We start from the raw sequence: 12152 nt of genomic DNA on the forward strand, positions 1-12152 counted from the left end.
CTACCTGACTAAGCTTATCTATTGATTTGCGCATATCACATGCTTGATTATATATAAATATTTTGGTTCTTATACTTCCTATTAACATTCTAAAATTCCTACTATCGCTTTAATCTCTTCTATTTTGCATCCTTTATTAAACCCTATTCTTATCCCCTTTTTACTTTCTATTATCATCTCTGATTTTATTTCTTCACTTCTTTCTTCTTCGCATTCTTTCACTCTTATTGGTATAAATTTATTTTTTACTGTATTTCTTTTATTTCCTACAAGAATTCTGTGCCATTTATAAAATGTACTTCTCGGCACATTCTTTTGCTTAAAAAATTCATATTTACTTACATTACTTTTTTTATATTCTTCTACTAGCTCTTTCCATTTTTCATTACTTATTCTTTTTTTCTTTTTTTCTAATAGCATCATTAGCCTCTATTTTTTTAGGCTTTTGTTCTACCACTTATTTTTATTCTTGCCTAGATGCCCTTATTTTAGCTCTTACAATTTAACTCGAGCTGCATATAAGAAGTAAGAGATTTATAGCAAATTTTGTCATCATAAAGCGCATTATTAATGGATTGCCACGGATGCTATCGCATCCTCGCAATTACTGTTGCTATATATGTCATCACGAAGTGCTTTTTTCAATTTAGTCATTGCGAGGGCACAAAGTGCTCGTGGCAATCCAGGAAAATTATCAACAAATGTAATTAAGGTAACAATTCTGGATCACCACAGTCGAGACTTTGTCTCTCCCTCGTGATGACTGTAGTGTGGCATACATTGCTCCTTCGTGATGAAAAGACCTGGTATAATTTTCTAATTTCTTATCTGCAGCTCAGGTTATATTAGTTTAACTTTTTCAATCTTTGAAAATTTTTTTACAATTATTGTTTCATAAACTAGTATTACTGTTGCCATAATAATTATAGCCGATCCAATTATTGTTGTTAAATCTGGTATTTCATCAAAGATAATATAGCCTAATACTGCAGAAAAAATGAGCTCAATATATCTATATGGAGCTACTGATGAAACTTCAATTAGTTTAAAAGACTTTAGCAAGCAATATAGAATCAAATTACTAGTTATTCCTAGTAGAAATAAATAAAACAGATCATTAAACGTAGGAGTAATCCAATTATAAAACACAGGGATTATACTCAATATAAGCACAAAAAGACTAGAATAAAACAGCATGCTTATCATTGACTCTTGAACCGCAAAACGTTTGTTTATTATATCTAATAAAGCAAATAAAATTGCACTTATTAGAAACACCAATGATGTAAGATTAAAATCTGTGCTATTTGGATTAATTACAATAATAGTACCAATAAAACCTAGCATTGTTGCAATTAATTTTATGCGATTAAAAGATTCTTTTAAAAATATTCTTGCAAGAATTAAAATAAAAATTGGCATAATAAAATTTATAGATGTGACAACAGTGAGTTTTACAACTTTCAACCCTACACACCATAATATAATTCCCACAAATAATAAAAATCCTCTAATAAAATGTATTCTCATAATTGTAGAAGAGCTATATTTCTTCCTAAGAATAAATGGCAATAATACTATTACACTAAATAAATATCTAAAAAATATTATCTCATAAGAGCTGATATTATTCCCTACATATTTCATTATAACATCATTGATATTATCTAATAGTAAACTTAATATAAACCAGAAGATACCATATATATTTACTTTTAAAGTTTTGTGCATAAATTTTATTTTTGATTATTTACTTTTTTAATTTTCACTACCCAATCTAAGCCATGGCCAATTTTATTATGTTTCTTAAAATTGGCTTGATTAGTAGCAATTCCCAAATAAGTTATGCTATTGATATATAAAAGCTCTTATTCAAGCTTTGCATCAGCAAATGTGTTGAAAAATCTAACAATCTTTTCAAAATACTTATCTTGATTGAAAAAAATTATCAATAAATATTCATTATTTACTTTAAAATTATATTGCTTAATAATATCTAAACTAATATTTGTCCAAACATTACCATATCTATCATAACTAATAATATTGCCAACTAATGAATCTTTTTTTATTTTATTAAACGGTGAAATTTCATGAGTTAAATCTGATATTTTTAGGTTATTATCAACTGAATAAATAACCCCTTTCAATTCACTGACTGTTCCGTCAAAATTGCCAAAATCCGTAAGAAGTACAATTATATTACTTGATAAAGTATTAATTTCATCCATTATCTATCTTCCATATATAGCACTGGGCACTAGATCATATATAAATTATTATGTCAATAACTCTTTAAAATAGTGTTACATTTTCTTATCAGATTTCTGTTTTTCTAAGTTATTTCTCTGAATTTTGTTAAATTATTTTTTATTAATCTCTCTCCCTCTTTAAAACCTATATTAAATAAATTTAATTTATCTTTCTTACTTAAATTATCAAGCCAATCATATTTTGAAGTATCAATATTAATAGATAAGTCAGCAAGATTTTCTTGTTCTAAAGATAGTTGATAATAAGTCACCCAACTACTTCTATATAATATTGATATATTATTTAAAATGCCATTACTAGGTGGTGGAGAAACAGCATTTACTGCAATAATTAATTTCGGCTTAAACCGCATAGCTTCCCTAACTGGAACTGGAGAAATAACTCCACCATCAACAAATAATTTATCACCTATTTTTATAGGCTTATATAATCCAGGTATAGCACAACTTGCAAATATACTATCCTTTATTGGACCAGAATTAAAAATTGTTGATTTATTAAAACTTATATCTGTTGCAATAGATACTAGAGGAATTTTTAATTCTTCATAATTTTTTGACTGAACATATAGATTTAAAAATTTTTCAAATTTTCTATATCCAGCTGGAGTATTAAACAAAGTTGCACTAAAAAAATTTGCAGTTGGACTACCTTGTAAAAAATCTTTTCTATTTGCATTTATTAAAATTTCTTTTACTTTATCATAATTTTTACTATCTGCATAAAGCAAAACTACTAGCGAACCAGCACTAGAGCCAACTATTAAATCTATTGGTATATTATATTTTTCAAAAGCTGCAATAACTCCAGCATGGACTATTCCTTTGCTACCTGCCCCACTTAAGACTAAAGCTATATTTACTTGTTTACTTAAATATGTTTTTTGAGACGGATATTCAGTTATTTTATGATTAGAATATTTGCATGAACTCATTAATAATAGTAAAAGGAGACAAAATGCTCTCTTGTTTATTTTTAATATTATTTTCATTTTAAATTAAATTTAAAAGCTTATATTCATTAATATATTGGAAATATTACGCATAAATCTATTACTTTTTTAAGATAAATCTGCTCATTTTCCAAATTAATATTTTCATTATTAGCTAATTCATCCAATACATCTGCAATTAAATTTGCAACTAATTTAAACTCCTCTTCTTTAAATCCTCTAGTAGTTGCAGCTGGCGTCCCAAGCCTAATACCAGAAGTAACAAATGGTTTAGCATCATCAAAAGGAATGCCATTTTTATTGCAAGTTAAACCTACCTTTTCTAAGGATTCTTCAGCAATTTTTCCAGTAATATTCTGCTTTCTCAAATCTACCAAAATCAAATGTGTATCAGTACCACCTGTAACAACGTTATAGCCCCTACTCATCAACTCTTCTGCTAGCACCCTTGCATTTACAAGAACCTGCTTTATATAATCATTAAACGATTGTTGTAATGCTTCACCAAAAGCTACAGCTTTAGCTGCAATAACATGCATAAGTGGCCCACCTTGAATTCCAGGGAATATTCCTGAATTTACTTTTTTAGCAATATCTTCATGGTTTGTTAGAATAATACCACCTCTTGGACCTCTTAATGTCTTATGAGTTGTAGATGTTACAATATGAGCATACTTAACAGGATTTTGATGACATCCAGCAGCAACAATACCTGAAATATGTGCCATATCAGCAAGCAAATAAGCCCCTACTTTGTCAGCTATTAGTCTGAATTTAGCAAAGTCAATTTTTCTTGGATATGCAGATCCTCCAGCAATAATTAATTTAGGCTTAGCTTCATCTACAATAGCTGTAATTTCGTCATAATCTAATTCATAACTAACTTTATCAACAAAATAATGCTCAATTTCAAACCATTTGCCAGATAAATTTACTTTAGATCCATGTGTAAGATGTCCTCCACAATCAAGCGATAAACTTACAATTTTATCATAAGGTTTAAGCAATGCAGAAAACACTGCCTGATTTGCTTGAGAACCTGAATGAGGTTGAACATTTGCAAAATTTGCTGAATACAGTTTTTTCACTCTTTCAATAGCTAATTTTTCTATTTCATCCACATATTCGCAACCACCATAATACCTTTTCCCAGGATACCCTTCAGCATATTTATTAGTTAAAATTGAACCTTGAGCTTCAAGAACAGCTTTGCTAACTATATTTTCAGAAGCAATTAGCTCTATTGAATTTTGTTGTCTGTTTAACTCTGCACCAATAAATTTTTTTATGATGTCATCTGTTTGTGATAAATTTTTGTTAAAGAAAGCTCTCTCCATAATTAAGAAATTTTAAGAAGTGGTACCCGCAGCCGGACTTGAACCGGCAAGGGATGAACTCCCCACGGATTTTAAGTCCGTTATGTCTACCAATTCCATCATGCGGGCACACAATATTTAGCATTATGTATAAACATTAAATTATTTCAACAACTTTTTATAATTTTAAGATTAATGATACAAAAAAATTGCATTGTCATTGCGAGAGCATGCCAATGCTCGTGGCAATCCATTTTTATTTTCAAATCAATTAATAATACTTACTCTTTATTAATCTCATCTAAAATGCTAATTTAACTTATTAAAACTTAGTAAATTTATAAATGATTGGAAAATTATTCGGTGAAATTTGTGATATATCTTCAGACCATATTATTGTTAACGTAAATGGAGTTGGATATATAGTTTTTTGCTCAGGAAGAATTATAAGCAGATATAATATTGGTGATAGAATTGAACTTATAACTCAAACCATAGTTAAAGAAACCGATATAAGCATTTTTGGTTTTGTAAACAGCATCGACAAAGAATTCTTTAATCATTTACTCACAATACAAGGAGTTGGAGCTAAACTTGCCCAAACAATAATAGGAAGCCTTGATGTTAATGAAATCATTCAATCTGTACAAATTAATGATGATACAAAATTCACAAAGATAAGTGGAGTTGGCCCTAAACTAGCAGCAAGACTTGTTAATGAGCTAAAAAGCAAAAGATTTATTAGTAAATTGCAAAATATTAAGATGAAGCAAGAGATTAATATTTCTGATAATAACCAATCTCAAATTATCCTAGATGCAACCTCAGCACTTTCAAATTTAGGATATGCTGAAACTCAAATTAATTCAGCTATTAACCAAATCATCTCTGATAAAGCAGATTTGGATAATCTTAAATTAGACATTTTAATTAAAGATTGTATTAAACTCTTATCTAGCTAAACTCCTGGATTATATAAAATTTAGTCATTGTGAGAGCATTTCACCTACCCTTTGTCATTGCGAGCGAATGGAGGCGGCAGCCGTAGTGTGACAATCCAGAAATACATCAATACACATAAATAAGGCAGCATCCCTGGATCACCACGCCACTAACGTGGCTCGTGATGACAATTGAGAAGATAGTGCCTCATGATGACTGCATTAAAAACGTCATTGCGAACAAATCTTTGATTTGTGTGGCAATCCATAAAAGTTATCAACCAACCAAATATACTTGGCTGTTTACTAATTTGTAATAAGCAGATTTCTTAGCCATCAATTCTTGATGACTGCCCTGCTCTATAAGTTTACCTTTATCAAGCATTAAAATTCTATCTGCATTTACTACAGTAGACAATCTATGCGCAACTGTTATGGATATTTTACCTTTTGCAATGCGATTTATTGCATCTTGAACAATCTTTTCATTTTTATAATCTAAAGCAGAAGTTGCTTCATCTAATAATAAAATCTCAGGATTTTTTAATACTGCTCTTGCCAGTGCAACTCTTTGTTTTTGACCTCCTGAGAGTCTTATTCCCTTTTCTCCAATAAAAGTATTATATTTCTTTGGCAATTGATTAACAAATTCATCTACAGCTGTGATTTTAGCAGCTTCTATAACTTGTTCCTTCATTGCTTTAGGATTACCAAATAATATATTTTCATAAATAGTTGATGAAAATATAATAGGATCTTGAGAAATATATGATATTTTACCTCTCAAGCTAGCTAATTTTAGATTTTTAAGTATGTTATTATTAATAAAAATATCACCTGAATTAATATCATAAAATCTCATTAACAACTCAAGTATAGTAGATTTTCCTGCTCCAGATTTTCCAACTATGGCAATTTTTTCATTATTTAAAATTTCAAAATTTAAATCATCAATCGTCTTTATATTATCTTTTGACGGGTAAGAAAAATAAACATTTTTAAAAAAAATACTTTTTATTTTATCCTGATTTATATCAGTTGCATTCAATTCATCATTAATATCAGACTTAACACTTAAAAAATCAGCAGCTCTTTCACAAGCTGCTGCAGATTTAATAATTTCACCAAATGTCTCAGATAAACCACCTATAGAACCAGCACAAATCACTGCAAGAAATATAAAAGATGATAGTTCACCAACACTCATATTTCCATTTACCACATCATATCCTCCATACCATAAAATGAGTCCAATTCCACAAAATACTAAAAAAATTACTATGAATATTAATCCAGATTTTGACTTAGCTAATTTCATAGCAGTTATAAAATTTGCTTTTAATGAAGAATTATATCTATCTTTTTCAGATTCTTCTGATGAATAAGCCTGAATTGTTTTTATTGCATTTATTGATTCTTCAGATATCGAGCTCAGTATTCCTTGTTGTTTTTGGGTTTCTTTAGATAATTTCTTAATCTTTTTTCCAAATAAAATTATTGGGATTAGAATTATCGGGATTAGAATTGTAATATATAAAGTAAGCTTTGGACTCATTGAAATTAACATTATAACCCCGCCAACTAACATAATAAAATTCCTGAGTGAAACTGATAAATTACTTCCTATTAAATTTTGAATTATTTGTGTGTCACTTTGAATTTGAGATATTATATTTCCAGTTTTTTCAGTTTCAAAAAAACTTGGAGATAAAGTAAGCAGATGACTAAATAAATCTTTTTTAATATCAAGAATCAAATTTTCACCAATAGAAGTTGTAAAATAATACCTCAGTGCAGTCCCTATAGCTAAAATCATTATCAATAAATTCTGATATATAAAAAACTTTAAAAAATTTGGATTTAAAGAATTTGAAAAAAAATTATCAATGATATAACTTAGGTATTTACTAAAAATCAAGACAGAAAAAGATGTAATAATCAGTGCTAAAAACATTATTATCAATTTAATTTTTTGTTTTTTTAAATATGGCTTTAAAAAATTTAGACTTGAAATTGATTGCATGTTAACTTAATTAAGTTTTATGTTTGTAAACATATATTATTAATTAATTTATTAAAGTAAATACTCACAGTTAGCATTATTATCATGATTCAATTTAAAAATACCTTTAAAATATTTTTTTGCTTATTACTTATTCCATGTAATTTACTATTTGCATCTCAACCAAATAATTGCTCATTTGCAGATGTTGTTGTAAAACTTAGCCCTGCAGTCGTGAATATATCAACAACTCAATTAATTGAAAACAATGGAAAAAATTTTCCCTTTTCAGAAATTCCAGAAGAATTTTTTAAATTCTTTGATATGCCAGATGAGTTTAAAAAATCTCCTTTTTCTGATAAGCCATCAAAAATTATATCATTAGGATCAGGTTTTTTAATTGATGAAAAAGGACATATTGTCACAAATAACCATGTCATAGATAATGCTCAAGAAATTAATATAACTGTAGGAGATAATGAAAAGAAAATTTATAAAGCTAAGGTCATTGGTAAAGATAAAAAAACAGATTTAGCTTTATTAAAAATTGATGCAAAAGAACCAATACCATTTGTAAAATTTGGTAATTCAGATAACGCTAGAGTTGGAGAACCAGTCATTGCGATTGGAAATGCATTTGGATTTGGAGGAACAGTTACATCTGGCATTATTTCTGCTAAAGGCAGGCATCTTGGCGGTCAATTTTATGAAGAATTTATTCAAACTGATGCTTCTATTAATAAGGGTAACTCTGGTGGACCAATGTTTAGTATGAACGGTGAAGTCATTGGAGTAAATAGTGCAATTGTTTCACCTAGTGGTGGAAATGTAGGAATTGGCTTTGCTATTCCTTCAAATACAGCTAAATCAATAATTTCAAAATTATTAAAAGATGGTAAAATTGATCGTCCATGGTTAGGCATAACATTTCAACCAGTGACAGAAAATATTGCTAAAGGTTTTAACCTAAGCAATTCTGATGGTGCAATTGTATCTAATATAATAAAAGATAGCCCAGCAGAAAAAGCAGGCATTAATATTGGTGATATAATAGTAAAATTCAATAATATAATTTTAAATAATATTAATAGCTTCCCAAAATTAGTTGCTGACTCACCTCTTAATACAAAGATACCTATTCAAATAATTAGAAAAGGTAAAATAATAAACTTAAACGTACAATTAGAAATTCCTAAAAGCTACCCTTTCAATCAAAATATAGAAGATAAAGCTGTAAAAACTACTTATCATGGAATAGAAGTAGTTAATTTAACTAAAAATATTAGGAATAATTATGGAATAAGTGATGAAATCAATGGTGTATTAGTTACTAAAATTGATAAAAGTTCAGATGCATATAAAAAAGGATTACAAACAGGAGATATAATTATTAACATTAACCAGGATGCTGTTAAATCTGCAAAACAATTCATTACTTTATTAACCAATATTAAATTAAAATCTAAAAAAGATGATGCTACAGCTGTACTGTTAGTTTCAAGAAAAAACAACAATTTTTATATTACAATCGATTTATATTAAAAATATAAAAACCGCAATATTAGTCAAGTTAATATGAGAATACAGGAGTAGAAATTAAAATGCTCTATTAGGTTGCTTTTAGTGAATAAAAGCGTATAATTTCTCTGTATTTAATATTTTTTATATTTATATTTTTAATGACTCAAGATAAACTCGAAACTCAAAAAAAAACCAAAGCAACATTAGGTTTAAGTACAAAAAAGCTTGGAGTTAAGATTCCAAATAAAAATTTATCTAATAATAATCTATCTAAAAAAAATAAAGGTACTGTTATTGTAGTTACTAAAACTAAGTCTTTAAAAATTACTGATAGCAAAAATAATAACGAACTAACTGATAAAGAAAGACAAGATAGATTAAAAGCAATTTTAAATTCAGATAGTCTAAAATCTATAAGTACTAATTTAGATACTAAAGAAAACAATCAAAATAATGAACAATCTTTAAATAAAAAACAAGTTAGCGAAATAAAAGAGCCTAATCCTAAAGATCAAAACGAAATAAAAAATTTAGATCATATTGGAAAAATTGAAAAAGAAAAAGTAAATAACACATCTTTTGAGCAATCTGATTCTGCAGGAGGTAAGCATAAAACTAATCTAAAAGCTCAAAATGATATTAAAAATAAATATTCAGATATAGATAGCAAAAATGAAATTGTAGAAGATAAAAGAGCTAACAAGAAAAAATCTAATATTATTTCAAAGAAAGAATCAAAAAAACTTTCCTTAACGGAAATATATAATTTAGAAAAAGAGGAAGAAGTATTTGAAACAAAAATCAAAACAATTAAAGTTCATTCTAAAAGCAAAAATAAAGAACATAAACAGTCAAAACAAGAAAAAATATATAGGGAAGTTAAGATTAGTGAACAAATTTCTGTTCAAGAATTAGCTAATAAAATAGCTGAAAAATCTGCTACTGTAATTAAAACTTTAATGAATCTTGGAATTATTGCAACAATTAACCAAACTATAGATGGAGATACAGCAGAATTAGTAGTACAAGAATTAGGGCATATACCTATAAGAGTAGATGAAGAGAATATAAAAAAATCATTGTTTAATGAAGTAGAAGATAACCCAGATTCTCTAAAACATAGAGCACCTATTGTAACAATAATGGGCCATGTTGATCATGGCAAAACTTCATTACTTGATGCTCTTCGCTCAACAGATATCGCATCTTCAGAACATGGCGGAATTACACAACATATTGGAGCATATAATGTTTCTTTAAATAATAATAATTCCATCACTTTTCTTGATACCCCTGGGCATGCAGCTTTTACTGCTATGAGAATGAGAGGTGCTAAAATAACTGATATTGTTATAATTGTTGTAGCTGCAGATGATGGAATAAAAGAACAAACAATTGAAGCAATAAATCATGCTAAAGCAGCTAATGTACCTATTATTGTAGCAATAAATAAAATAGATAAACCTGAAGCAAACATTGATAAAGTAAAAAATTCATTATTCACTTATGAATTAGTAACAGAAGATATGGGAGGTGACGTTATGGTTATTCCTGTATCAGCAAAAAATAAAATAGGATTAGATTCTCTTGAAGAAGCAATTCTTATTCAAGCTGAAGTTTTAGACTTAAAAGCAAACCCTGATCGATATGCAGATGGAGTTATAATAGAATCAAAATTAGATAAATATAAAGGAGTTTTAGCTACACTTTTAGTTCAAAAAGGTACATTAAAAATTGGTGATATGGTAATAATTAACAATGATTATTTTAAAATAAGATCACTAATCAATGATAAAGGGCAAAAAATTAAAAACGCACTTCCTTCCATGCCTGTTGAAGTTTTAGGTCTTAATAAAGCACCTGAAGCTGGAGAAAAATTTTTAGTTGTAGAAAATGAAAAAATCGCAAAAAAAATAGTTGAATATAATAATAAAGATGGTGAAATTTTACAATCTAATGAAAATAAAAAAACATTCGATGATCTACTAAAAAACCAAATTGGAAATTTAAAAACATTAAATTTAATATTAAAAGCTGATGTTCATGGCTCTTTAGAAGCAATTAAAACAAGTTTGCAAAAAATTTCTAATGAAGACGTAGAAGTAAAAATATCTCATTCTATTGTTGGTAGCATATCAGAGTCTGATATATCTTTAGCAAAGGTTACAGGTTCCACTATTTTAGGGTTTAATGTAAGAGCAGATAGCAAAACTGTTAAATTAGCTAAAACATTAGGTGTTAATGTAAAATATTATTCTATAATTTATGATTTAATAGATGATGTTAAATCAATGGCTAGTGGCTTGATATCACCTATTAAAAAAGAAAATATAACTGGTTATGCTGAAATAAGACAGGTTATAAATATAAGTAAAGTGGGTAAAATTGCAGGTTGTATGGTTACAGAAGGAATTATAAAGAAAAAATCTCACGCACGATTATTAAGAGATAATATCGTTATATATGATGGAAAATTAGGGGCCTTAAAAAGATTTAAAGATGATGTAAAAGAAGTGAAAACTGGCTTTGAATGTGGAATATCATTTGAAAAATTTTCTGATTTTAAGGAGAATGATAAATTTGAAGCATATGAAATGATTGAAGAACAAAATAAATAATTACCCTTATTTTCAAGCACTTCCAGATAACTCAATATTAATAGATATTGTAAGTTAAAAATATCTATTAATATAAATATGTTTGATGAAGTAAGATTCCCTGAAGATATATCTTATGGATCAATTGGGGGTCCAGAATATTTAACAAAAATAATCCCCTTAAATTCGTAAACGCTAAAATATCCCCATCTTGACAAGTATTATCCGCCTTTCTTTGGGTTTCTTAAGTTTTTTGATAATTCTAAAAAAAATTTAATTTGATGATATTTTTTTATCAATATTATATGGAAGTAAATTTACTAACTCTTTTGGATCAGAATAATCATGAATATGATTCAGCAAATATTTTAAATAATCATAAGGATTAATCTTATTTACTTTGCAAGTTTCAATAATACTATAAATATTTGCACTAGCTTTAGCACCCTTAGTTGTTGCACAGAACATCCAATTTTTTCTGCCAACTGCAAATGGTTTTATACTACGCTCCGAATCATTATTATCAATACGCAGTCTTCCATCTAAAAG

Annotated in this window: 10 protein-coding genes and 1 tRNA gene; 3 read left to right on the plus strand and 8 right to left on the minus strand. The window is 27.8% G+C overall.

All coding sequences use genetic code 11. From position 1 onward, the window contains the following. Positions 1–81: 81 nt before the first annotated feature. From tnpA to EIC27_RS02970, 6 genes are all read right to left on the minus strand, one after another. Complete coding sequence (gene tnpA, locus EIC27_RS02945; RefSeq protein ID WP_126044658.1) at positions 82–423, minus strand: IS66 family insertion sequence element accessory protein TnpA; 342 nt, start codon at positions 421–423, stop codon at positions 82–84. Between the two features lie 417 nt (positions 424–840). Next, positions 841–1731 carry a DMT family transporter gene (locus EIC27_RS02950; RefSeq protein ID WP_126044659.1) on the minus strand — a complete coding sequence of 297 codons (891 nt, stop codon included), beginning with the start codon at positions 1729–1731 and terminating at the stop codon, positions 841–843. 137 nt (positions 1732–1868) lie between these two features. Beyond that, entirely contained in the window at positions 1869–2231 is a 363-nt protein-coding gene (locus EIC27_RS02955; RefSeq protein WP_126044660.1) for an SAM-dependent chlorinase/fluorinase, read from the minus strand. A gap of 104 nt (positions 2232–2335) precedes the next feature. Further along, the gene (locus EIC27_RS02960) at positions 2336–3208 is read right to left on the minus strand and encodes a patatin-like phospholipase family protein (protein ID WP_162298312.1); all 873 of its coding nucleotides are present in this window, start codon (positions 3206–3208) and stop codon (positions 2336–2338) included. 86 nt (positions 3209–3294) lie between these two features. Then, entirely contained in the window at positions 3295–4563 is a 1269-nt protein-coding gene (gene glyA / locus EIC27_RS02965) for a serine hydroxymethyltransferase (protein WP_126044662.1), read from the minus strand. A gap of 20 nt (positions 4564–4583) precedes the next feature. Then, positions 4584–4671, minus strand: a tRNA-Leu gene (locus EIC27_RS02970). 215 nt (positions 4672–4886) lie between these two features. On the opposite strand from EIC27_RS02970, the gene ruvA reads away from it, so the two are divergent. Beyond that, positions 4887–5504 carry a Holliday junction branch migration protein RuvA gene (gene ruvA / locus EIC27_RS02975; protein WP_126044663.1) on the plus strand — a complete coding sequence of 206 codons (618 nt, stop codon included), beginning with the start codon at positions 4887–4889 and terminating at the stop codon, positions 5502–5504. Between the two features lie 256 nt (positions 5505–5760). On the opposite strand, the gene EIC27_RS02980 is transcribed toward ruvA, so the two are convergent. Beyond that, the gene (locus EIC27_RS02980) at positions 5761–7506 is read right to left on the minus strand and encodes an ABC transporter ATP-binding protein (protein WP_126044664.1); all 1746 of its coding nucleotides are present in this window, start codon (positions 7504–7506) and stop codon (positions 5761–5763) included. 84 nt (positions 7507–7590) lie between these two features. On the opposite strand from EIC27_RS02980, the gene EIC27_RS02985 reads away from it, so the two are divergent. Both EIC27_RS02985 and infB read left to right on the plus strand, forming a co-directional pair. After that, a complete protein-coding gene (locus tag EIC27_RS02985; RefSeq protein ID WP_126044665.1) occupies positions 7591–9027 on the plus strand; it encodes a Do family serine endopeptidase in 1437 nt (478 codons plus the stop codon). Positions 9028–9164: 137 nt separating this feature from the next. Beyond that, entirely contained in the window at positions 9165–11624 is a 2460-nt protein-coding gene (gene infB / locus EIC27_RS02990; protein ID WP_126044666.1) for a translation initiation factor IF-2, read from the plus strand. Between the two features lie 252 nt (positions 11625–11876). On the opposite strand, the gene EIC27_RS02995 is transcribed toward infB, so the two are convergent. After that, positions 11877–12152: transposase domain-containing protein (locus EIC27_RS02995; protein WP_153183752.1), on the minus strand; the 276-nt coding region annotated here is incomplete at its 5' end.

Origin of the sequence: Candidatus Aquarickettsia rohweri, from assembly GCF_003953955.1 — a bacterium.
Taxonomy (GTDB): domain Bacteria; phylum Pseudomonadota; class Alphaproteobacteria; order Rickettsiales; family Midichloriaceae; genus Aquirickettsia; species Aquirickettsia rohweri.

What these genes read in the sequence shown, in the direction of transcription:
- EIC27_RS02980 (WP_126044664.1), bottom strand. Translation starts at nt 7,506, where the DNA reads ATGCAATCAATTTCAAGTCTAAATTTTTTAAAGCCATATTTAAAAAAA.
- tnpA (WP_126044658.1), bottom strand. Translation starts at nt 423, where the DNA reads ATGATGCTATTAGAAAAAAAGAAAAAAAGAATAAGTAATGAAAAATGG.
- ruvA (WP_126044663.1), top strand. Translation starts at nt 4,887, where the DNA reads ATGATTGGAAAATTATTCGGTGAAATTTGTGATATATCTTCAGACCAT.
- EIC27_RS02955 (WP_126044660.1), bottom strand. Translation starts at nt 2,231, where the DNA reads ATGGATGAAATTAATACTTTATCAAGTAATATAATTGTACTTCTTACG.
- glyA (WP_126044662.1), bottom strand. Translation starts at nt 4,563, where the DNA reads ATGGAGAGAGCTTTCTTTAACAAAAATTTATCACAAACAGATGACATC.
- EIC27_RS02950 (WP_126044659.1), bottom strand. Translation starts at nt 1,731, where the DNA reads ATGCACAAAACTTTAAAAGTAAATATATATGGTATCTTCTGGTTTATA.
- EIC27_RS02960 (WP_162298312.1), bottom strand. Translation starts at nt 3,208, where the DNA reads ATGAGTTCATGCAAATATTCTAATCATAAAATAACTGAATATCCGTCT.
- EIC27_RS02985 (WP_126044665.1), top strand. Translation starts at nt 7,591, where the DNA reads ATGATTCAATTTAAAAATACCTTTAAAATATTTTTTTGCTTATTACTT.
- infB (WP_126044666.1), top strand. Translation starts at nt 9,165, where the DNA reads ATGACTCAAGATAAACTCGAAACTCAAAAAAAAACCAAAGCAACATTA.